The following is a 22,385-nucleotide window of genomic DNA, read 5'->3' as shown; positions in this document are numbered from 1 at the left end:
TTAGACAGTAAAATTGTTAATCACAGGGTATATGTTCAACAATTTTAAGCAAAAAATAGCTTATAACCAATTATTCAGCTTATACCATTTGACGGTCTGCATGATACCTTTTTCCAGGTCATACTCGGGTTCATAACCCAGATCAGTTTTTGCCCTTTCGATATTGCAGGCCCAGTTGATCGCGGTAAGTTCGGCCATTTTTTCCTTATTCAGTGTTGGGGTATTTTTGCTTCCGGCATAAATAAAGTCCATAAAAGCTGCCATTCCAGATACGAGCATTACCGGTAAATGAAACTTAAAGGTTTTCCTGTTCAGGGCTTTTTTGGTATAGGTAGCAAGTGCATAACGATCGTAAACTGCACCATCTGAAATATTGTATTGCTGCTGAATCATGGGGCGGCTTAAGGCATTGATGATGACCCTGGCCAGGTCTTTCACGTAAACAAAACTCAATTGCTGTTTAAAACGACCAATATGGGGTTCAAGCCCTTTGTTTATGCTGTCGAAAAGAATAAAAAGATCTTTTTCCCTTGGCCCGTAAACAGCTGTAGGCCGGATAATAAGTAGCGGGAGATTTTTAAAATCTGCGAGGTACTGCTCAGCCAGCTTTTTGCTCGCACCATAATGGGTTACCGGATGGGCAATACTGCCGTCCTGTATTTCAGCAGATAAATCTTCCAGGGGGCCCAATGCAGCCAGACTGCTTACAAAAATGAATTTCTCCAATGGTATATTCGCGGTATTTGCCGCTATAGCCAGGTTTTTGGTATACATGGCATTGACCTGGTCGTACACCTCTTTTGTTTTGGCCTTTGTAGTGCCTGCTGCGTGGATGATATAATGGTATTTTTTTTCTTCCAGCTCCTGTTTAAGACTCGCTACAGAACTGTAATCCAGATCTGTATAACATACATCAAATGCTTTGAGATGCGACACATCGCTGCTTTTGCGGACAGCTGCATATACCTCCAGGCCTGCATTCAAAGCCGCTTCAATCAGGTGGTATCCCACAAACCCACTTGCACCAGTAATCAATACCTTTTTTTTGCTCATCTATTTTATGCTCACATGCGCTATGCGCTCAATGCTCTCTCGTAAATTCTATATTTTTTATAAGGGTCGCCCTTGATGGCAATGATGGCATTGTTTACCAGTTCATTGTGTTCCAGGGTCCAGGACGCCTCAGCATATTCCATACCTTTTTCACGGTAGGCTTTAATGATCCGGCCATAGATACAGGCTTCAATTCCCATTTTGCGGTAACCATCAATTACACCCAACAGCAATATCCTGATGCCTTTTACTTTTTTCTTTCCGAACAACAATTTAAAGATACCGGTAGGCAGGAGTCTTCCTTTTTTAATTTTAATCTGGATCTGGTTCATGTCGGGAATGGCAGCGCCAAAGCCTACCAGTTTGCCATCCTGTTCGGCTACCAGACAAAAATCAGGGTCTAAGACCAGTTTCAGGTCTTTGGCCTGGTAATCAAACTCTTCATCATTTAAAGGAACGAAGCCCATATTCTTATCCCAGGCCTTGTTGTACACCTCACGTAAAGCTGCTGCTTCCTGCTTAAAATTCTTTAGGTTGATCTTACGGATCACGATGTTGTTGCGCGTTAAGCGCTCTTCCAGGCGGTCCATAAGTTTTACAGAGCGATCGTCATAGTTATCACCGTTAAATCGCCATGCAATCAGATCTACCTGCTTCTTTAAACCCCAACCTTCCAGCAAAGCAGGGTAGTAGCTGGCATTATAAGGCATCATGACCACTGGTGGCATATCGAAGCCCTGGATCAATAAACCACAGGATTCATTGGTCGAAAAGTTTACAGGACCAATCATCTTTTCTTTAGCTCCCTTATCTTCCAGCCATTTAGCTGCTGTATTTAACAAAAAGCTCGCAGATTCCTGATCATTTATACAATCAAAAAAACCAAAAAAGCCATCGCTGGTATTGTTCATGATATTGTGGCTATTGTTTAGGATAGCCGCAATCCTGCCTATGACCCGTTCCCCTTCATAAAGTAAAAAACACTGCAGTGAAGAGTGTTTGTGAAAGGGATGCGTTGGACTTAAAAGATCGCGCTGCGCAATGAACAGCTCCGGAACATAATTTGGGTCTGCTTTGTAGAGCTCATGCGGGAAATCAATAAATGTTGCTAGCTGTTTTTTGGAGCTAACGGCAACAATATGTTTCATTTGGTTTATGGTTTGGTTGAGGGTATACTTAAATGGTTTCCTGGAAGGACTTCACCTGTACTTCTTTGGCCGCTGCTGATAGTTTTTCCACCGCTTCTTCAATCTGCTCAAAAGTATGGGTAGCCATCAGCGAGAACCTGATCAATGAAGAATCAGATGGAACAGCAGGGGATACCACAGGGTTTACAAAAATTCCGTTTTCATTCAGAATATTGGTCACCAGGAAAGTCTTGTCGTTATCCCTGATGTAAACCGGGATAATCGGACTGTCGGTATGGCCGATATCAAATCCTGCCTCCACAAGCAGTTTCTTGGCATGATTAGTATTGGCCCAAAGTTTATCGATACGCTCAGGTTCAGATTCAATGATGTCAAGCGCAGCAATTACACTGGCCACAGCACCCGGAGGCATACTGGCACTGAACATTAAAGAACGTGCCCTGTGTTTTACAAATTCAATGGTCTCTTCAGTTCCTGCAATGAAACCACCCAATGAGGCAAGCGATTTACTAAAAGTGCCCATAATGAGGTCTACCTTGTCTGTTAAACCAAAATGAGAAGCAGTACCTGCGCCATTGAGCCCGATCACCCCTAAGCTATGGGCATCGTCCATCATGATGTTTGCACCAAATTCATCGGCTATGCTTACAATCTCAGGTAAGTTCACCAGGTCACCTTCCATACTGAATATCCCATCAGCAACGATCAGCTTTGCAGCATCTTCAGGTAGCCTGCTCAGCTTTTTGCGCAGATCGTCCATATCATTATGTGCATACTTTATGGAGCGCGAGAAGGATAACCGGCTTCCATCAATGATAGAAGCGTGGTCATATTCATCCAGGACCAGGTAATCGTTCCTGTCGAGCAAGCAGGAGATTACGCCCAGGTTTACCTGGAAACCGGTGCTAAACAATACCGCAGCTTCTTTGCCTACATAGGCAGCAAGTCTGCGTTCCAGTTCAATATGAATGTCGAGTGTACCGTTTAAAAATCTTGAGCCGGCACAGCCAGTACCATATTTATCAATTGCAGCTTTAGAGGCTTCTTTAATTTTAGGGTGGTTGGTCAGCCCCAGATAGGAATTGGAGCCAAACATCAGCACCTTCTTCCCGTCAATCATTACTTCTGTGTCCTGACCTGATTCTATTGCACGGAAATATGGGTATAAACCTTTTTCCTTAATTGCCGTAGCATCTTTAAAAGCTGCTATCCTATCGTGTAATTTTTTGCGCATGCTGGTACTTGTATGTTTAGATCACAGAACTTTTTAGTTGATATTATGTTTAACATGGGAGATTACCTGTTCTGTCTTTAATAACCCCCATCATTTTTTACTGACTAAATTAACAATTTTGTCAATTCGTAAAAGTTCCCAAAGCTAAGATCATAAACACAGAAAACAAAACTTGAAGTCAACCAAGTTTGAATATATTACTTTTTAAAATAAAATTTACAATTTTGTTATAATTAAATGTAAATCTCATCCACCTTATCGCCTTAAAATCAAGAACTATCTTTGATACCCAAAATGCTTGCCATTTTTTCTTTTAGTGGATTATTTTTTTGCAACCGGCAAACCAAATAAAGCTTATCTTGTTTAAAAATGCAAAACCCCACAGTATATGGATCAAAAAATCATTACTCTATATGATGAATACACACATAGTGGCATCAGCAGAAAAGACTTCATGAAAAAACTGGCTGTCCTTACCGGCAGCACTGCATTGGCTTTATCTATTTTGCCTTTACTGGAAAACAATTATGCGGCAGCAGCTACTGTAAACGAAGAGGAGCTGGAAACAGAAACCATTACCTATAAAGGTGACGGCAGCGATGTCAAAGCATTTCTGGCAAAGCCCAAGATAAAAAGCAATTTTGGTTGTGTTTTGGTGATACATGAAAACCGTGGATTAAACCCGCACATCATTGAAGTAACCAAAAGAGTAGCAGCCGAAGGGTTTATTGCCTTAGGGGTCGATGCACTATCGCCTTTTGGAGGTACCCCTGCAGATGAGGACAAGGGACGGGAACTGATCAGCAAACTGGATCCTGAGAAAAATCTGCAAAACTATCTTTTAGCCCTTGAATACCTGCGCGGCAGGAAAGATGGAAATGGCAAAACAGGATGTATAGGCTTTTGCTGGGGAGGGGGTATGGCCAATAAACTGGCCATTGCAGATCCGAAATTACTGGCCGCCGTTGCTTATTATGGCGCACAGGGCAAAGCTGAGGATGCCGGAAAGATCAGAGCAAGTCTGATGCTGCATTACGGTGGGCTGGATGAAAGGATCAATGCAGGAATCCCCGCATATGAAACCGCATTAAAACAAAATCACATTGATTATAAGCTTTTTATATACGAAGATGTAAACCATGCCTTCAATAACGATACCTCACCAACCCGTTATAATGAAACTGCGGCCAAACTCGCCTGGAAAAGAAGTATTGATCTTTTCCGGCAAAAATTATCCTAATTATACTTCTACCTGACACTTACATTGAATTTTAAGCGAAAAAATGCTTATTTTTGTACAAATTTTTAAACATTAATGAAGATATTTATTACAGGCCTTCCTTTAGAAGTAGGGGAAGATGAATTGACGGCCGTATTTGGTGATTTCGGTCAGGTAAAATCACTTAGGATTATCAAAGATCGTGACACTGGTCAAAGTCGCGGTTTTGGTTTTGTGGAAATGCCTGTGGAGGAAGAAGCAAAAGAAGCCATCCTGCGTATGAATGGGGGGGATTACAATGGTAACCGTATTAAAGTTGCTGAAGCACAGGAAAAGCCAAACACAGGAACTGGAGCAGGTAACAACAATTTCAGACGTAACAACCGTACAGAAAAAAGCTATTAGGCTTGACAGCTACTGGTGTATCCATACTATACAAAACAGCAGTTGCAAATAGAATTGTAACTGCTGTTTTTTTATATAGCTTTGTGAGATGCTAAAAAAGTACCTGGGTTTTAACCTCTTGTTTGCACTGATTTTTATCCTGCAGATTGCTTCAGGATTTGTCAGCAGCCCATATCTGGCATACTTTAGCAAGCCGGCCATCGTAATTTCCCTGCTTGTTATGCTTGCATTGAGCACCCGCCTAAAAGGGCGTTTCCATAAGCGTATTTTTATGGGATTGGTATGTGCCCTGGCCGGTGATGTGTTGCTCATGTACACAATAAAAGACGAATCTTTTTTTATATACGGGCTGGCAGCTTTTCTGCTTTGTCATGTCTTTTATATCAGTGCATTCTATCTCGATTTTAAATCTGCACCCGAACTGGATAAAAAAGGGGCCAGGATAGCTATTTTATGCTGCGCTATTGTCAGCATCAGCTTTTATTTTTTCCTCCGGCCTCACCTGGGCGTCATGAAACTTCCGGTAATGATCTACGTGCTGGTCATTAGTATGATGGTAATGATGGCTTGTTTCCGCAATCAGCGGGTAAATAAATCTAGCTTCAGGCTTATTCTTTTTGGTGCCATATGTTTTACTTTCTCCGATTCCATTCTGGCTTACAATAAATTTGTTGCCCCGTTTGATTATGCCGGTACCTGGATCATGGCCAGCTATATGGTTGCACAATATCTGATTACAATTGGGGCAGTTGAACGAAAACTTTTGCATAACAAGCCCTAATTCTTATCCAGGATAATGAAAGTCTGCACCAGCCTTTCCCCGTTTTCGTCTACCAGTGTCAGTACGTGTTTTCCGGGAGCAGGACTTATCGCCAGCTGGTGATAGTTTTTGGTTGTGGCCACGTATGCTCCATCGATATGCCAGTAAATTTTCGCATCCTCATTGCGATGGGTGGCATTTAGCACCACTTTACCTCTTGTTCCGTCAAACTCAACCGGTACGTAGATACTGGCATTGTTCTTCGGGTAAATCATGTCCATCACATAATTCTGTTCAGAGCTTTCGCAGCCGGGCTTAAAAGGTGGCAGCGACTTATAATCGCTGTTCTTGATCTTATAGTAATACTCCATCGCCGGAGGCAGGATAAACCATGGTATATGCTGCATATCGGCAGGTGCTTCACAGGCATCGGTTACCCGATAAGTTCCCGTACGGTCAAGATGGACAAGTTTGTGGTAGGGACAAAGACTTGTTTTTTCTCCTGCAGGGGCGACCAGTTCCTCAACCACCTCCTTACAATACTCACCCGCTTTATATCCGCTTTGCCGGCATACCCTCATTTTCTTCAGTTTGTTTTTAGGTGCCTGAAACCATTTACCATTGGGCAGCAGTTTAAAAATATCGAACATTACCGGAGCAGCCACATCAATCCCTGTTAACCCGGGCCGGCCTTCACCATCGGCATTGCCTACCCATACGCATACCACGTAATCGGGGTTCAACCCAATAGCCCAGGCATCTCTGAACCCAAAACTGGTTCCGGTTTTCCAGGCCAGTCGCTGTGAAGAGGAGAACTGCTCCCACAGACCCTCCTCGCCGGGCCGCATCACTTCTTCCATCGCATTAAAGGTATTCCATATCGAGCCAAAGTCGAGCGCCGAATTCAACTGCAGTTCATATTCGTCAAAACGGCTGTCCCGCTTTTCATTGATATATACCGGACTGTCATAGTCGTGTGGATTGTACTTTCCGCGATAAGCATTAAAATGGTTTAAGGTCCGTGCCATCCCCATATAGGTACGCGCCAGATCCCACATGGTCACTTCGCTGCCACCCAGGATCAGTGACAAGCCATAATGATCGGCAGGCTGGTTTAATGTACTGAAGCCCATCTTTTTGAGCTTATCATAAAAGCGCTGGTATTTATAGTTCTGCAACAGCTTAACAGCAGGTATGTTCAGTGAACGGCTCAATGCCTTATCTGCCGGAATGGCACCATCATAGCCCAGATCATAGTTTTGTGGAGAATAACCGCCTATCTGCGTGGGGACATCGGGAACCAGGGTACGGGGCAGGATGAAGCCATCATTCAGCATACTGGCATACAGAAGCGGTTTTAAGGTACTGCCAGGACTACGCGCTGCTGTAATCATATCTACATGGCTTTCCAGTTCTTTGTTTTCCGGCTGATAAATGTTGCCCACATAACTGCTTACGGAACCTTTTTTCACATCCAGCACCAGGGCTGAAATGTTGTTGATGTCGTTGGACCTGTACCGGTTATTGTACCTTTTTAATAATGCATTTACCCTCAATTGCAGATCGTAATCAACCGTAGAAGTGACCCGGGTACCCGTTTTAAGTTTAGCTGGTAAAGCATATTCCTTTTTGAAGCGGTTGAGCAGGTGAGGGGCATACTGTGGTAAAGCCTGAGGCCTTCCCGGAATAGGTTCCAGCTTGGAAAGGTTGGCTGTAGCCTGATCTATAAAACCAAAAACAGCCAGTTTGTCGAGCAGATCATTCCGTTTTTTGATCAGGCGAGGCGAGTTTTTGCCGGGATGAACCAGCGATGGGCTGTTTGGCAAGACAGCCAATGTTGCCATCTCACCCCAGGATAAGCTTCCAGGGCCGCGCCCAAAATAACGCCAGGAAGCGGCCTCCAGCCCAACCACATTACTACCAAAGGGTGCATTGGCGGCATACAATTTCAGGATATCAGATTTGGAATTGGTCAGCTCCAGCCGCACAGCCAGCAGCATCTCGATCAGTTTCTGCAATAGGGTCCGGTTTTCACGTCTCGACAAACGGATCACCTGCATCGTAAGGGTACTGCCACCGCTAACTACACCTTTGGCCTTCAGGTTTTGCCGCATCGCCCTGGCCATGGCCAGCGCATCCACGCCCGGATGGTCATAAAAGCGTTTATCTTCAAAAGCTACAATACAATGTGCAAATTTTTCAGGAACACGATCAGCCAGCGGAAAGCGCCATTGTCCATCGCTGGCAATCGCCGCACTCAGCAATTCGCCATTTGCCGCTTCAACCACATAAGAGGTGGGCGCCCTGAACAGCTTCGAAGGCAATGCAAACAGGAATATCAGCAGCAAAACAAGACAGACCAGATCTGTAAGAAGTATAATTTTTTGTGCTTTCAGCATTCCTTCTCGCTTATTGTGATCGGTTCAGGTAACATTTTTCCATAATTATTGATCTGTAATAAATCAACAATTATGGAAAAGGTTACTGCATTCTTAAGGTTCTCTGCCGGCTTTGTCAAATACTTATTAATTAATGTATGGCCAAGGCTGTAAATTATTTGATAACCTGTACCCATTGACCAGCCTCGGTAGCACTGATGCTATTGTTGTACATGGCCTCACATTGTACGGCAGATAAATAGTACCGGCCTATATAGGAGGCATTCAGCAATACCTTATACGTTACTGTTTCGTTCTCCCTCAGGTTGAAATAGGTAAATACCCGATCGTCCCTGATATCCCTGTAAGTATAAGGGGAAGAAGCAATGATGCTCTCATTGTCGTTTACCCTGGTATTGATGATCTCCCAGCCTGAAGGGAAAATCTGTGTTAAAGCCATTTGCTCATAATAGCCCATCCGGCCCGGGTTTTTAACCACCACTTCCGCATAAAAATCTGTACCCTGTTTCAGTACGGCAGGGTTGATCGGCTTGCCATTCAGCAATTTATAGCTGATGCTCATGTCCAGTATTTCAGGATTATTTGGCAGGAAGTTATTTTGTCCGGCTGCGGGTTGTCCTTCCAGTATCAGGCGTACGAACAGTACCCTGTCGCCTGCATTGCTGATCATTACCCCATTTCCGCCTTTAAAGGACAAAGCAGTACTGCTGAGGAACTGATTGGAATTTACGCTGCCTTTTTTACCGTCTATGGTATAATTGAACCTGAGGTTACTGGAAGCAGTATTTGCCCCGCAGAATTTGGCTATCGCCAGCAAGCTATAAGCAGTTGTCTGGGTGCTGTACCAATCGTCTTTACCCAGTTTTATGGCCAGCGACTGCACCAGTTTTCCAGCTTCTGCCTTACGGCCCAGCAGGGTAAGGGTTTCCAGGATCATGGCTTCATCCCTGATGTCCGATCCGTAAGTACCCCCAAGCTGGTTATAGGGCTGCACTTCAAATGAAAGTCCGCGGATAAGGTTGTTAGCCGCATCCGTTTGTCCGGCCAGTTTATAGGCCGCTGCCAAACGCCATTTAGCACTTACCGATAGGTACTGGAAGCCACGCAGTCTGTTCATTGCGCCCATATCGGCCCTTTTTGCCAGGGCAAGCACATAAAGACGGTAAGATTGCGACAGGTCGCCACCATAGAAGTTATTGCTGTTGGGCGACCAGTTGGCAGCTTTCGATTTCAGGTAACGTAGCAATTCATCCAGCATTCCAACAGGCATCGTATAGCCTGCATTTTGCGCCTCTACCAGGAAATGACCTGCATAGTTGCTTCCCCACTCATCGGAAGTGCCGGCCCCCGGCCAGTAACCCAGGCCACCGTCAGTAGTCTGAAAATTACGCAACCTTGTGATACCCGCTTTCAGGTTTCGCTCTGTACTGGCTTTCTGCTGCTCGGTTAATGGCGTAAGCTTACTCAGGAACAACTGTGGGAAGATTCCGGAGGTAGTCTGCTCCACACAGCCATGCGGGTATTGTACCAGGTAACTGAGTCGCTTTTTAAGATTGATAGGTGGAATGGCCGAAACTTCTACACTACCAGAATTGGTACCCGCCATTCCTACAGGCACGTAAGTAGTACCCCAGTTACGCCCAGGTTCTATCACTGCAGAAGCTACATTGGTTACGAATGGATTAGGGTTGCGGATATCCAACTCTACGTCATAAGCTGTCTTCTCTGCGCCGCTTTGGGCAACTAACCTTATTTTCGCAACACCCGTCATTTCAGGCGCTTTAACCTCGAAATAAGCCATTTGCTCTCCCGGCTGTTTAAACACCAGCTGCTGTGTTCTGAGTCCCTGTACCTGTAAATTCTGCGGTTGCAACTGCAGGGTTACATTTTTCAGGTTATTTTCGGTAGCAAATACCGTTGCAGGCAAGGTAAAGCTTTCGCCCGGGCCAATCACCCTCGGTACCGTAGCCAGCAGCATCAGCGGCTTTTTCACCTGAACTGCCTTTTCAGCCTTGCCATAGGCGCCGTCCTGCCCGGCCACTACCATTGCCCTTACCGAGCCGATGTATTGCGGCAGTTTAAATTTATGCGTTTGCGAAGCACCCTTACCTAAAGCAAAAGGCCCAATGTATTTTACCACCGGTACAAACCTGTTGGCTTTAGCCGGGTTCAGGTTTTTATTGATGCTGCCATCACCACCAATACTCAAAATGCGCTCCAGGTTACCGCCCCAGGCACCAAGAACATAATCAAACAGATCCCATGTCTTAACTCCCAAACCTTCACGGGCATAAAATACGCTGTGCGGGTCAGGCGTTTTAAATCTGGTCAGGTCCAGCAAGCCTTCATCTACTATAGCAATGGTATAGGTCATGGCCTTACCATTCTGCTCGCTTACGGTAATACTGCTTTCCGTTTCAGGCCTCAGTTTATCGGCCATCCTGATCACAGGCTTCAATATCGTCTGCGGATCTTCCACCAATAACGGAATGGCCCCATACATGCGGATCGGCAGGTCGTTTACCGTTTGCGCATGCGGCTGCAACAGGGTAACGTTGGCAAAAACATTCGGTGCCATTTCCTTTTCGGCCTTAAATTTAAACTGTGTCTGTCCGGCCCTGGTATCGGTCCAGAATGTTTTTAAGACCTTGCTGCCATTCTCTATGGAGATGAGCGCCCTGCCGCCAGCACCAGATGGGATCGTCAGCACCACTTCTTCACCTGCCTGGAATTTCGTTTTATTGGCAGTGAAGGAAAGCATCGAGGCCTCGGTAGGGTTATTGCCCTGCTCGCGTTGCGCCCATCCCGGCCAATCGATATAAACAGATTTTCCGGTTACATGGCCACCGTTAACATCTCTTACCAATACGAGGTAACGACCCCATTCAGGTTCGTCTATCCTTATTTTCCAGCTGCCTTTCCCGTTATTTAAACTGATATACTCCTTTTTAATGAGCTTATTGTAGGAATTCTGTGTGAAGTTTGCATAGGAATTTTCATTATCCTGTTCCCACCACCAGCGCCATTGTACCTTATAGAGCTCCACTTCAACAGATTTACTGCCCTGGAGCAATTTACCGTTACGATCTACATTCACCACATCAATCTTATGGTCTTCTCCGGTAAGCAACATTCCGCTCATTTTATCGCCATCAGGTGTTTTTATGCCATAATAATTGCTGTACACATGATAAGGAATACTGAAATTGTCGATACTGAAATTACCTCCGGCCTCAAATACCTTGGTGGTGAAATTGGCTTTCAGCATACCAGGCGCACTGTTATTTTCGTTTAAATTGGTATTTACCGTTGCCATGCCATTCTCGTTGAGTGTTCCTTCAAAAATGGTTTTTACCTGCGACTGGAATACCACCGTCGGATTGTCAAAAGTATAACCATCAAAACCTTTAAAGGTAGTCTGCATGGTATTCAGGTTCACATCTACTTTAGCCTTCAGGTGCTTGCCCGGCGCACCAAACAGCCAGTTGGCTGACAGGGCAGCAGTCGACGGCCCGCCAGAGCCCAGATAGGTACGGCTGCCGATATCAAAATTGATCTTCAGCCTGTTTGGCATTACGGTTTCAATTTTTAGGGTCTTAGAGAAGGTTGCGCCGCCGGCTTTAACTTTTGCCAGCCAGTTGCCGGTAGGGGCCGTACTTTCAGTAGCCGTTCTGAAAGCATAGAAACCATTTAAAGGTTTACCGTTAATGGTTCTTTTGACCAGCTGTCCCTGAGGGTTATATAACTCAAATGTAACGGGGTAACTTCCCGGAAGTTTCTTCAGCTTGTCTTCCAATACAAAGGAAAGAAATACCGAATCCCCGGGTCTCCATACGCCACGCTCTCCGTAAATATAGCCCTTCAACCCATTCTGAACCACATCTCCGCCTACATCAAAACGGCTCAGCGGAAGCGAGTTCCCATCGTCCAGTTTCAGGTAACCACGCTCATCACCATTTTTAGCAACCAGCAGAAAAGGCTTTCTTTTCAGTTCAAAAGAAGCCATTCCGTCGCCATCTGTTTTTACGGTGTGGATTACCTGGCGCTGGTAATCCAGCAGCTCCAGGGTTACGCCGCTCATGGTTTTGGCTGTCAGCAGGTCTGTAGCCACAATCAGCATGCTGTTATCGTTACCCCTTTTGGCAATCAGACCAATATTGGAAGCCATTAAATTGCGGCTGGCCCAGCGTTCGTTGGTATAGTAGGATGGGGTACAAGGATTATCGCGGTCTTCCCATCTGTAATTGTTCGGGTAATAGCTGTTGTAGCGCTCCCAAAACTCATCGTCTTCGTCAATTTTCTCTCCGTAACGTTCGTAGTCATCGCCATCGCCTTCAGCGGCCTCATTCACGTCCGCACAATCATATACATTATAAGTATGCCTGAAGCCGATCGTAACACGGTACATTGCACCAGGTTCCGTACGGATGATCTTATCCAGATCGAGTGTAAAACGGTGTTTTTTATGCAGATCAAGCGCTTTATCCTCGTCAAGCCGTATAGTTTTCTGAACCACCGGCTTACCCACACGGCGCAGTTCGCCGCCATCTTTATAGTTATTGGTCTGGAAAAACTGAGGAATATTGTTTTCGTAAATCTTGATGACGGTTACATCTACAGCTTTTAAATTTACTGCTTCAAAAGGCAATACCAGCTTTCCTGAATTCGGGATGATGGTTCCGCTACCGGCTATGACTACCGAAGGGAGCTTATTTTCAAAAACGATATTGGCCGTTTTACCAGCCTGAAGTTTTTTGGCGTTTATATTTTCAACACCCTCATTAACGGTCAGGGTATAATTACCCTCAAGTGTAACAGGAGAATAAATCTTCACCTGGCTACCGTCTATGGTATAGCGCAGGTCCGACTGACCCGCCAGGGAAATCAGGCCGTTCAGGTCTTGACCAACGCCTACCGGCTCCGAAAACTGTACCAGGGCAAAATCTTCAAGATCCTGTACAGCCCTAATGTCCAGCACCTTAAAAACACCAGATACCGGCACAGTAACTGTCTCGGTACCTTTACCTTCGGCGCCAATAGGGCTACCCGACCAGTTCAGCTTCAGCTGATTTTCTTTTCCTGTTTTCTTAATGCTGTCGACCGTAAAAACAGAGGTATTTTTTGCCGGATTGTGCTGCCATTTTACTTTAAGCGGTGTAGAAAAGTCTACTTCCAAGGCTTTTTCAATCAGCTTGGTATCTTCCTGATCTGAAGTGGTGATCTCACCACTCAGCTTCATGTAATCGAGCGAGGTATTGTTCTGGGAAACCAGTCCGTTTTGCGTTAAATGCATGCCGGGTGCAATTACCCTGAAATCAAACTCAAATTCTTCCAGGCCTGCCTCTGTTTCCAGCAATTTACCAAGGTTAAAGGTAGCCTCGTAGTTTTCGCCTGATTTCAGATTTTCCTCCGGTCTGAATTCCAGGGTCTGGGCATCTATCCAATAGGTTTTTCCTTTTACAGAAGGAGAGAAGCTGAACAGGTCGCGGCTGTCGGCTACCCCCACATCGCTTACGGTTTTTACTTCATTGGCCAGGTGCACCCTGATGAAACTCTTTTTGGAGACCGTGCCTGAAGTATAGGCTTCTATATACTTTGAATATTGCTGGTTATAGTCTTTAGGTCTTTCTTTCTTAAAGAAGAAGAATGCCCCTATACCAATTAGAACGGCCGCGGCTGCGCCGATGAGTACGCGTTTTTTAGTACTTTCCATACACTGATGTTTAACAATAAGATGTGTAGGAAAATTAGCAAAAAGGTTTGATTTAACGGCAGAATTGTTATCAACATCAACTTTTGCACAATTCTGCAAGTATTCCCATAATATTATCTGAACATAAAAAAAACCAAAATAAATATCAGAATCCTAACATTTAGATAATATAAATCTACCAAATTTGTACCTCCTTATTGAAAACAGATATGACTCTAAAACACCTGCCTTTTTACCTTGGCCTGGCGCTGGCGCTTGCCGCCTGTTCCAAAAAAACCACTCAGGAATTAAGACCTGATCCCATTGATCCTGTTGTTGTGCCACCGGTGGTCTATTCCATTACTGAAGACTTTGAAAACACACCTGCCAAAGGTGCTTATGCCAGTGCAGTTGTGAAAATGCCTACCGGAAGCTGGACCCTTGATGATGCCCTGGTGGGCAATCTGACAGCCGATTTAAAGAACGGATTAAAGAGTCTAAGGCTTCGTACCGGAAAAATAACCATGAACTTTGACGTTAGCGGGATGACCATGCTCTACATCAAACATGGTAAGTATGGTACTGATGCCGCCTCGACCTGGAAGCTGATGCTTTCTACCGATGGTGGTGCGACCTTTAATCAGCTGGGTACAGATATTTCAGAAACCAACAGTACTTTAAAACTGGATTCATTTGCAGTAACCAGTACCGGAAAAGTACGTTTTCAGATCCAGAAGGAGGGAACAACCCGGATCAATATAGATGACATTACCTTTAAGGGCAAAGGCGATCCGGGAATTGTGGTTTCCACGCCCGACCCTGATCCTGTAGACCCGGACGGAAGCCCCGCATCAACGCCCAGAGGCGTTACCGCAGGTACTGATGCACAGCCGGCAACGGGCGACAACAGCAACCTGCTGTTCGGAAACCCTTCGGGCGCCAATTCGGTAAGTGTGGATAATTTTCTGATCGACCAGAGTTATTATGTGCAGTCTTACAGCAGCAGCCGCGGCACGCCGAACTGGGTAAGCTGGCACCTGGATGCCAGCAATATTACCGGAGCAACAGACCGGCTCGATAACTTTGCCGGCTTTACAGGCTTACCCCAGGGTGCTTTTGTAGTACAGAGCAACACTTATTCCGGTTCAGGTTTTGACCGGGGCCATAACGTGCCATCGGCCGATCGCACCAGTTCAACCAATGCCAACAGCGCCACTTTCCTGATGAGCAATATGATCCCTCAGGCCCCTCAAAACAACCAGCAAACCTGGAACGGCCTTGAAGGCTACCTGCGCACAAAAGTGCTGGAAGGCAATGAAGTTTACATCATCATGGGCAGTTATGGCATGGGAGGTACAGGCAGTAAGGGCAACGCAAGTACCATTGCAGGAGGCAAAGTAACCGTTCCCTCTAACATCTGGAAAATAGCTGTTATCATCCCTGCAGGTAACGACGACATCAACAGGGTTTCGGCCAGCACACGCGTGATTGCCATAAACACACCCAATGTAAATACTATTGAAACCGACTGGAAAAAATACAGGGTAAGTGTCCGTTCTATTGAGGCTGCGACCGGTTATAACCTGTTATCCGGACTACCAGTAAGTTTACAGGACATTATAGAAACAAAAACAGATGCTGCCAATTAGCAGCATCTGTTTTATTATTTGATCATCACTCCGGGCATATTTACCAGTGGAATATGGATCAGGTTTTCATCTACAATACTCTCCGGAAGGAAAATGAATTTTTTATCATAAATGACCCCATCTATATAATAGCTTAGCCAGTACTCGTTGGTGAGTCCAAAAACCTCAGGGTCTATCGCCTCCACGCCGGCAAAGGAGCCGGGCTTCAGATCGCCAATAAAATGGCGTAAGACGGAAGTTTTAACCATTTTGCCATCTTTTTCGCCATAGCCCTTAGAACTGATCAATACATTATTGAGTCCTACATCTTTCAGATTGACGATATACACCGTCCAGTTCTTTACTTCAGGGGTTTCGCCAATCAGCACAACGGCCATGGCCACATCTTCAACTATATTCTCCGGAAGGTCTTTCTTCATTATTTTTTCTTTGCGGTCGTTTTTTTGGCCGGTGCCTTTTTCGCCGCAGCTTTCTTTTTAGGTTCAAACGCATTCGGAACCTGCTCCACAATCAGTTTTTTAACCTCATCCAGCGAAATTACCGCCAGTTCTTCGGCAGTATATTTATCGTTTGTTGCAGGGTTTTTGCGAAGTTTCAGCATTTCTTTGCCAAAACGGATGAATGGTCCCCATCTGCCGTTTTCTATGGCGATTTTATCGGCCGCCCACTGCTGGATAAACCTGTTGGCTTCCTTTTCTATCTTTTTCGTAATCAGCTCTTCGATATCAGTCTGCGACAAACGATCGAAGTTATAGGCCCTGGGCACATTGATGAACAGATCGTTCCATTTGATGAAAGGCCCGAAGCGTCCGCTGCCCTTGGTTACCGGCATGCCCTGGTAATGTGCCACGGGTGCGTCAGCACTGATTTTCTCAGCGATGATCTCTATGGCACGATCCTGATCTATAGACAATGGATCTTCGTTCTTCGGAACAGAAATAAAAGCATCGCCCCATTTCACATAAGGTCCAAATCGGCCAATACCTACAGCAACCTCTTTACCCTGGTAATCTTCCAGCTGGAAAGGCAATTTAAATTGCTCCAGTGCTTCTTCCAGGGTAATGGTACCTACAGATTGTGATTTGGTCAGACTGGCATAACGTGGTTTTTCTTCGTCGTCATTTTCACCAATCTGAACCAGGGGACCAAAACGGCCCACTTTGGTATATACATTTTTGCCTGTTGCCGGATCAATTCCCAGCAAACGCTCGCCATTGGCCCTGTCGGCCGTTTCAAGTGTGGTTTCTACCTCTAAGTGAAAAGGGGTATAAAACGAATGGAGCATTTTTGTCCATTCCTGCAAACCCTGGGCAATCTCATCAAATTCTTTCTCTACGTTGGCGGTAAAGTTAAAATCAACAATCCCTTTAAAATGCTCAACAAGGAAATCGTTCACAACCTGACCGATGTCTGTCGGGAACAACTTAGCTTTTTCGGCGCCTGTAATTTCAGTTTTTGTCTTTTTAGTAACCGCACCGTTTGCCAGCTGAATAGCTCCGAATGTGCGCTGCCGACCATCACGGTCTTCCTTAACCACATACCCGCGGTTCTGGATGGTGGAAATGGTAGGGGCATAAGTTGATGGCCTGCCGATCCCCAATTCTTCCAGTTTTTTAACCAGGCTGGCTTCAGTATAACGTGCCGGTGGTCTGGAGAACCTTTCGGTAGCATTCATTACTTTTAAATGAAGCTCCTGTCCGCGTGCCAACGGGGGCAGCATATTACTTCCTTCAGCATCTTCCATGTCCTCATCATCTGATGATTCCAGGTATACCTTTAAGAATCCATCAAATTTCAGAACTTCGCCCTCGGCAACCAATTGTTCCTTGCGGGTACTGAGCCCAATCTGTGCAGTTGTTTTTTCAAACAGGGCCTCGCTCATTTGCGATGCAATGGCCCTTTTCCAGATCAGTTCGTACAGACGCTGCTCGGCATTATCACCAGGCACCGTATGCTGATTGAAATAGGTAGGGCGGATGGCCTCGTGCGCTTCCTGGGCCCCTGCAGATTTCGTTTTATAGGTTCTTGGCTGGTGATATTTATCGCCCCATGCCGATCGGATCTCATTTGCTGCAGCCTGCAAGGCAGTTTCTGATAAATTTACAGAGTCTGTCCTCATATATGTAATGCGTCCGCTTTCATACAAGCGTTGTGCGATCTGCATGGTCCTGCTTACCGAATAACCCAGTTTTCGGGAAGCCTCCTGCTGAAGGGTAGAAGTGGTAAATGGAGCTGCCGGATTACGTTTGGCAGGTTTGGTTTCCAGATTGTCTACCGAAAAGCCTGCACCAATACAGTCGTTCAGGAATTTTTCTGCATCGGCTTCCTTTTCAAAACGTTGCGGCAGTTCAGCTTTAACCAGTTCTTTACCATTGGCACTGGTCGAAAATTCAGCCGTAATCTTATATGCAGCCGTAGCATTAAATTTATTGACTTCACGCTCACGGTCTACAATTAAGCGAACGGCTACTGATTGTACACGCCCGGCGGATAGGGAGGGTTTGACTTTTTTCCACAATACCGGCGAAAGCTCAAAGCCTACCAGCCTGTCAAGTACCCGGCGTGCCTGTTGGGCATTTACAAGATTATAGTCTATGCTTCGCGGGGTTTCTATAGCTTTAAGGATAGCTGGCTTGGTAATTTCATGAAAAACAATCCTTTTTGTCTTGTTTTCCTTAAGCCCCAAAGTTTCATATAAGTGCCAGGATATGGCTTCTCCTTCGCGGTCCTCATCGGATGCGAGCCATACCATTTCTGCGTCTTTGGCTAATTTTTTAAGTTCTGCCACCACCTGCTTCTTATCAGCCGGAACTTCATAGGTTTGGGCAAAGTTATTGGAGATATCAATCCCCATATCTCCTTTAACCAGGTCACGTATGTGTCCGTAACTTGATTTAACCAGAAAATCTTTACCTAAATATCCTTCAATCGTTTTTGCTTTCGCAGGTGACTCAACTATTAATAAATTCTTCGCCATTCAGACCGGTTTTTCTGCAAATAAAGCTATAAATAAGCCTAATTTCAAAATTCGATAGAATTTTATGGCATTTTTATTTACAAATGACTCATTTAACTGAATATATAGTATTAATTAAATAGCTGGAATAACTGCAATGCGTGGTGGGTGTGTTCAGTATGCGTTCGGGCTGCGCTCGAGTTTATGCAAGGGTTAAGCAGACATTGCATAAGGGTTGATAAGGTATAGGGGTATATCAAGGCCTAGCCAACCCCTAACCAATGCCTGCTCAAGGGTTAAACAACCTCGAACGCAGCCCGAACGCATACCAAACGCGCTCTAAACGCGCTCTATACGCAGACTAAGCGTACCTACCGGCCCCGTAAACCAGATTTTACCGAATAATTATAATTTCCTAACCTAATAATAACTAATTTAGACCATCCAATAAAAACACATAACTTATGAATACATTATTAATTCTGCTGAGCCTGTTTTTTACACCGCCGGCAAAAAGCGTCTACGATTTCTCTTTTAAAACCATTGACGGTAAGGAAGTTAAACTTTCTAAATTTAAAGGCAAGAAGATCCTCATTGTAAATACGGCTTCAAAATGTGGCTATACACCGCAATATGAAGATCTTGAAAAACTACACAAACAATATGGCAGCAAACTGGTGCTGATTGGTTTCCCGGCAGGAAATTTTGGCGGACAGGAACTGGCCACCAACAGTGAGATCAAAGAATTTTGTACCGGAAAGTTTAATGTTACTTTTTTACTGGCCCAAAAGAGCAGTGTAAAAGGGGAGGACATTAACCCTTTGTTTAAGTACCTGACCACCGCCGAAAACCCTGATTTTACGGGCGACATCAATTGGAACTTTGAAAAATTCCTGATCAATGAGAAAGGACAGCTCGTACACCGTTTCCGCTCTAAAGTGAAACCACTGGACGAAGCCATTACCAAAAACCTGTAACAACCACCAGGTATGGATCAAATGAGGCACCTGCGGATTTTTATTGCTTCAGCAATTGCATTAAGCTTTGGTTCCTGTAGTCAGCACTACCATCTGGTTAAGGCCAACCGTGCAGAATATGCCATCAACAACAGTGTTTCACCCGACAGTGCGGTTATTAAAACTTATCTGCCTTACAAGACGCAATTGGATGCAGAAATGAACCAGGTTATTGGTCATTCTGATGTGCAGATGCCTAAAGTAGACACCATACCCGAAAGCCTGCTGGGCAATTTTTTTGCAGATGCGACCTTACAACAGGCCCGAAAATACGACACTACCATAGATTTTGCCATGCCTTCTACCAAGGGCGGCATCAGGGTAGCTTTGCCCAAAGGGAATGTTACCCTGTCGAATATATTTGAGCTGATGCCCTTTGAAAATGAGCTGGTTGCCTTTACCTTAAGTGGCACCGATACCCAAAGCCTCATCAATTTTATAGCCGCCACAAACGGACAGCCGGTTTCTGGCTTGAGGATGAAGATCAAAAATAAAAAACCAGAAGAGGTGATGATCAACGGAAAGCCTTTTGATGCTGGAAAAACCTACCGGGTACTAACTTCAGACTATATTGCCAGCGGGGGCGACAATGCCCTGGGCTTCAAAAATCCGCTGGAAAAGAAGGTGTTGGGACTGAAAGTAAGGGATGCGCTGATAGGATATGTGAAAGAAACTGAAGCTGCAGGAAAAACCATTAATGCTAAACTGGATGGAAGAATTACTAAAGATTAACCGGAGGAATTTCATCAGGACTGGCGGGCTAGCTGCTGCTGCCCTCGCGCTAAACCTGGATGCGGCCAGTGCTTTTGCGGCAGGCGACCTGGTAAAGCTGACCATACTACATACCAACGATGTGCATAGCCGTATTGAACCTTTCCCTATGGATGGGTCTAGGAACCAGGGACTGGGAGGTACGGCCAGACGCGCTGCTTTGATCAACAGAATCAGGGTTGAAGAAAAAAATATATTGCTATTGGATGCCGGTGATATTTTTCAGGGCACCCCATATTTCAACCGGTTTGGCGGCGAACTGGAAATCAAACTAATGACCGCGATGGGCTACGATGCTGCAACCATGGGCAATCATGATTTTGACAATGGCCTGGAAGGTTTCCACAAACAATTGCCCCATGCAAATTTCCCGATCATCTGCAGCAATTATGATTTTTCCAATACCCTGCTGAACAAATCAACCCTGCCTTATAAGATCTTTAAAAAAGGAGGACTTAAAATAGGGGTGTTTGGCGTTGGCATACAATTGAAAGGCCTGGTAGAGGATAAAAACTATGGCGATACCATCTATATAGATCCGGTAAAAAAAGCCAACAAAATGGCCATGCTGCTTAAAAATGAACTCAAATGTGACCTGGTGATCTGCCTGTCGCACCTGGGCTATAAATACAATTCAGATAAGGTATCTGACCAGGTACTGGCAAAGAACACCAGGGACATAGACCTGATTATCGGTGGGCATACGCATACCTTTATGGATCAGCCCGAAGATGTACAGAACCTGGATGGCGGCATCACCACCATTAACCAGGTAGGTTTTGCGGGCATTAACCTGGGACGTATAGATTATTACTTTGAAAGGTATAAAGGCAAGAGGGTCAAAACAGCTTCGCCCTACCTGATTTCTAATGCACTGGAAAGCTGAGGCTTAACAAAGGAAGCCACCACCCAGCAAATCATTGCCTTCATAGAATACAGCTGACTGTCCGGGTGCAATAGCCGAAACATTGTGATCAAACACCACACGCATGTTGTCTTTTTCCTGTACAATGCTACTTAGCATCCCTGCGTCTTTATAACGGATTTTAGTAACCACATTATCCAGCGGCTCATTGATATGCTCGTATTTGACCAGGTTAAGGTTCCTGACCATAGCTTCTTTGCGCTCCAGTTCATCGGCTCTGCCCAGTACCACGGTATTACTTTCCGGAAGGATCTGGGTAACGAACATAGGTTCTCCAAAAGCAACGCCAAGACCTTTACGCTGCCCAATCGTATAAAAAGGATAACCTTTGTGCTGACCAATCACCATGCCCTGGCTGTTCACAAAGTTACCTCCGGCAACCCGCTCTTCGAGTCCCTCTACTTTATGTTTTAAAAATGAGCGGTAATCGTTATCAGGCACGAAGCAGATTTCATAGCTTTCGCTTTTTTTAGCCAGTTCTTCCTGTCCCATATCCAGCGCCATCTGCCTGATCTCTGATTTGGCAAATGAGCCCAGCGGAAATTGGGTACGGGAGAGGTTTTCCTGAGAAACGCCCCAAAGTACGTAGGACTGGTCTTTGTTTTCATCTTTCCCTTTAGAAATCACATAACGGCCATTGTCCTGCAAACGGATGTTGGCATAGTGCCCGGTTGCAATAAATTCGCAATCGAGTTTATTGGCGCGTTTTAACAGGGCTTCCCATTTGATATGCGTATTGCACAATACGCAGGGGTTAGGGGTACGTCCGGCAAGGTATTCATCCACAAAGTTATCGATCACAAAATCGCCGAATTCATTGCGGATATCAAGTATGTAATGGGGAAAGCCATAGTTTACAGCAAGGGTACGGGCATCGTTGATGCTGTCGAGACTGCAACAGCCGGTTTCCTTGCTGTTGCTTCCTGAGGTAGCATAATCCCAGGTTTTCATGGTTAAACCAATTACTTCATAACCTTGTTCGTGCAGCATCACTGCGGCTACGGAACTGTCGACACCGCCACTCATGGCGACCAATATTCTCCCTCTTTTGCTCATTGTATTTTAAAATAGGCCGGGTTCAAAGCCCGGTAAATAAAATTTAAGGCACAAAAGTACGGGATTTAAAGCGGAAAAGTTTAATGGGCTTGTAAAATTAAA

15 protein-coding genes and 1 pseudogene are annotated in these 22,385 nt (G+C 45.1%); 8 read left to right on the top strand and 8 right to left on the bottom strand.

What is annotated here, in order from left to right; translation table 11 throughout:
- Positions 1-60 precede the first annotated feature (60 nt).
- Genes ABIE26_RS06450 through spt form a run of 3 tightly spaced genes read right to left on the bottom strand, consistent with a single transcriptional unit; the run spans position 61 to position 3,435 of the window.
- Entirely contained in the window at positions 61-1,053 is a 993-nt protein-coding gene (locus tag ABIE26_RS06450; protein WP_310138778.1) for an NAD-dependent epimerase/dehydratase family protein, read from the bottom strand.
- A 20-nt stretch (positions 1,054-1,073) separates the two neighbouring features.
- On the bottom strand, positions 1,074-2,201 hold the full coding sequence (locus ABIE26_RS06445) for a GNAT family N-acetyltransferase (RefSeq protein WP_310138779.1): 1,128 nt from the start codon (positions 2,199-2,201) through the stop codon (positions 1,074-1,076).
- 28 nt (positions 2,202-2,229) lie between these two features.
- Complete coding sequence (spt, locus tag ABIE26_RS06440) at positions 2,230-3,435, bottom strand: serine palmitoyltransferase (RefSeq protein ID WP_310138781.1); 1,206 nt, start codon at positions 3,433-3,435, stop codon at positions 2,230-2,232.
- Positions 3,436-3,820: 385 nt separating this feature from the next.
- Between spt and ABIE26_RS26540 the strand changes: the two are divergent.
- The 4 genes and pseudogenes from ABIE26_RS26540 to ABIE26_RS06425 form a co-directional block, all read left to right on the top strand.
- A pseudogene (locus ABIE26_RS26540) lies at positions 3,821-3,895 on the top strand (hypothetical protein); the annotation flags it as partial.
- Entirely contained in the window at positions 3,890-4,675 is a 786-nt protein-coding gene (locus ABIE26_RS06435) for a dienelactone hydrolase family protein (protein ID WP_436410403.1), read from the top strand. The pseudogene ABIE26_RS26540 and the gene ABIE26_RS06435, both read left to right, overlap by 6 nt.
- Before the next feature lie 75 nt (positions 4,676-4,750).
- The gene (locus ABIE26_RS06430) at positions 4,751-5,059 is read left to right on the top strand and encodes an RNA recognition motif domain-containing protein (RefSeq protein WP_310138785.1); all 309 of its coding nucleotides are present in this window, start codon (positions 4,751-4,753) and stop codon (positions 5,057-5,059) included.
- A gap of 88 nt (positions 5,060-5,147) precedes the next feature.
- Complete coding sequence (locus ABIE26_RS06425) at positions 5,148-5,840, top strand: lysoplasmalogenase (RefSeq protein ID WP_310138788.1); 693 nt, start codon at positions 5,148-5,150, stop codon at positions 5,838-5,840.
- Here ABIE26_RS06425 and pbpC read toward each other — a convergent pair.
- Positions 5,837-8,218, bottom strand: a complete 2,382-nt coding sequence (gene pbpC, locus ABIE26_RS06420; protein ID WP_310138790.1) for a penicillin-binding protein 1C — start codon at positions 8,216-8,218, stop codon at positions 5,837-5,839. The two genes, ABIE26_RS06425 and pbpC, sit on opposite strands and share 4 nt — an antisense overlap.
- A 154-nt stretch (positions 8,219-8,372) precedes the next feature.
- Positions 8,373-13,931 (bottom strand): alpha-2-macroglobulin family protein, encoded by a 5,559-nt coding sequence (locus ABIE26_RS06415; RefSeq protein WP_310138792.1) that lies wholly within the window; start codon positions 13,929-13,931, stop codon positions 8,373-8,375.
- 209 nt (positions 13,932-14,140) lie between these two features.
- Here ABIE26_RS06415 and ABIE26_RS06410 point away from each other — a divergent pair, with 209 nt between their 5' ends.
- On the top strand, positions 14,141-15,559 hold the full coding sequence (locus tag ABIE26_RS06410) for a DNA/RNA non-specific endonuclease (protein ID WP_310138794.1): 1,419 nt from the start codon (positions 14,141-14,143) through the stop codon (positions 15,557-15,559).
- Between the two features lie 14 nt (positions 15,560-15,573).
- On the opposite strand, the gene ABIE26_RS06405 is transcribed toward ABIE26_RS06410, so the two are convergent.
- Together ABIE26_RS06405 and topA are read right to left on the bottom strand one after the other, a co-directional pair.
- A complete protein-coding gene (locus ABIE26_RS06405; protein WP_310138796.1) occupies positions 15,574-15,978 on the bottom strand; it encodes a hypothetical protein in 405 nt (134 codons plus the stop codon).
- Positions 15,978-18,536, bottom strand: a complete 2,559-nt coding sequence (gene topA, locus ABIE26_RS06400; RefSeq protein WP_310138799.1) for a type I DNA topoisomerase — start codon at positions 18,534-18,536, stop codon at positions 15,978-15,980. Before topA ends, ABIE26_RS06405 begins: the two co-directional genes overlap by 1 nt.
- A gap of 443 nt (positions 18,537-18,979) precedes the next feature.
- Between topA and ABIE26_RS06395 the strand changes: the two genes are divergently transcribed.
- The 3 genes from ABIE26_RS06395 to ABIE26_RS06385 are packed head-to-tail and all read left to right on the top strand — an operon-like array spanning position 18,980 to position 21,188.
- Positions 18,980-19,492, top strand: a complete 513-nt coding sequence (locus ABIE26_RS06395) for a glutathione peroxidase (protein ID WP_084240680.1) — start codon at positions 18,980-18,982, stop codon at positions 19,490-19,492.
- A gap of 12 nt (positions 19,493-19,504) precedes the next feature.
- Positions 19,505-20,263 carry a 5'-nucleotidase C-terminal domain-containing protein gene (locus ABIE26_RS06390; protein WP_310138803.1) on the top strand — a complete coding sequence of 253 codons (759 nt, stop codon included), beginning with the start codon at positions 19,505-19,507 and terminating at the stop codon, positions 20,261-20,263.
- Positions 20,241-21,188, top strand: a complete 948-nt coding sequence (locus tag ABIE26_RS06385; RefSeq protein ID WP_310138804.1) for a bifunctional metallophosphatase/5'-nucleotidase — start codon at positions 20,241-20,243, stop codon at positions 21,186-21,188. Before ABIE26_RS06390 ends, ABIE26_RS06385 begins: the two co-directional genes overlap by 23 nt.
- Before the next feature lie 3 nt (positions 21,189-21,191).
- Here ABIE26_RS06385 and mnmA read toward each other — a convergent pair whose 3' ends face one another.
- A complete protein-coding gene (gene mnmA / locus ABIE26_RS06380) occupies positions 21,192-22,283 on the bottom strand; it encodes a tRNA 2-thiouridine(34) synthase MnmA (protein WP_310138805.1) in 1,092 nt (363 codons plus the stop codon).
- Positions 22,284-22,385: the final 102 nt, after the last annotated feature.

Source organism: Pedobacter africanus (genome assembly GCF_040548825.1).
Taxonomy (GTDB): Bacteria; Bacteroidota; Bacteroidia; order Sphingobacteriales; family Sphingobacteriaceae; genus Pedobacter; species Pedobacter africanus_A.
Note: the sequence above shows the minus strand (reverse complement) of the source record. Positions and strands in the feature narration are given on the sequence as shown.

Excerpts from the sequence above, each read along its gene's own strand:
- ABIE26_RS06450 (WP_310138778.1), bottom strand. The coding sequence starts at position 1,053 with ATGAGCAAAAAAAAGGTATTGATTACTGGTGCAAGTGGGTTTGTGGGA.
- ABIE26_RS06445 (WP_310138779.1), bottom strand. The coding sequence starts at position 2,201 with ATGAAACATATTGTTGCCGTTAGCTCCAAAAAACAGCTAGCAACATTT.
- spt (WP_310138781.1), bottom strand. The coding sequence starts at position 3,435 with ATGCGCAAAAAATTACACGATAGGATAGCAGCTTTTAAAGATGCTACG.
- ABIE26_RS06435 (WP_436410403.1), top strand. The coding sequence starts at position 3,890 with ATGAAAAAACTGGCTGTCCTTACCGGCAGCACTGCATTGGCTTTATCT.
- ABIE26_RS06430 (WP_310138785.1), top strand. The coding sequence starts at position 4,751 with ATGAAGATATTTATTACAGGCCTTCCTTTAGAAGTAGGGGAAGATGAA.
- ABIE26_RS06425 (WP_310138788.1), top strand. The coding sequence starts at position 5,148 with ATGCTAAAAAAGTACCTGGGTTTTAACCTCTTGTTTGCACTGATTTTT.
- pbpC (WP_310138790.1), bottom strand. The coding sequence starts at position 8,218 with ATGCTGAAAGCACAAAAAATTATACTTCTTACAGATCTGGTCTGTCTT.
- ABIE26_RS06415 (WP_310138792.1), bottom strand. The coding sequence starts at position 13,931 with ATGGAAAGTACTAAAAAACGCGTACTCATCGGCGCAGCCGCGGCCGTT.
- ABIE26_RS06410 (WP_310138794.1), top strand. The coding sequence starts at position 14,141 with ATGACTCTAAAACACCTGCCTTTTTACCTTGGCCTGGCGCTGGCGCTT.
- ABIE26_RS06405 (WP_310138796.1), bottom strand. The coding sequence starts at position 15,978 with ATGAAGAAAGACCTTCCGGAGAATATAGTTGAAGATGTGGCCATGGCC.
- topA (WP_310138799.1), bottom strand. The coding sequence starts at position 18,536 with ATGGCGAAGAATTTATTAATAGTTGAGTCACCTGCGAAAGCAAAAACG.
- ABIE26_RS06395 (WP_084240680.1), top strand. The coding sequence starts at position 18,980 with ATGAATACATTATTAATTCTGCTGAGCCTGTTTTTTACACCGCCGGCA.
- ABIE26_RS06390 (WP_310138803.1), top strand. The coding sequence starts at position 19,505 with ATGGATCAAATGAGGCACCTGCGGATTTTTATTGCTTCAGCAATTGCA.
- ABIE26_RS06385 (WP_310138804.1), top strand. The coding sequence starts at position 20,241 with ATGGAAGAATTACTAAAGATTAACCGGAGGAATTTCATCAGGACTGGC.
- mnmA (WP_310138805.1), bottom strand. The coding sequence starts at position 22,283 with ATGAGCAAAAGAGGGAGAATATTGGTCGCCATGAGTGGCGGTGTCGAC.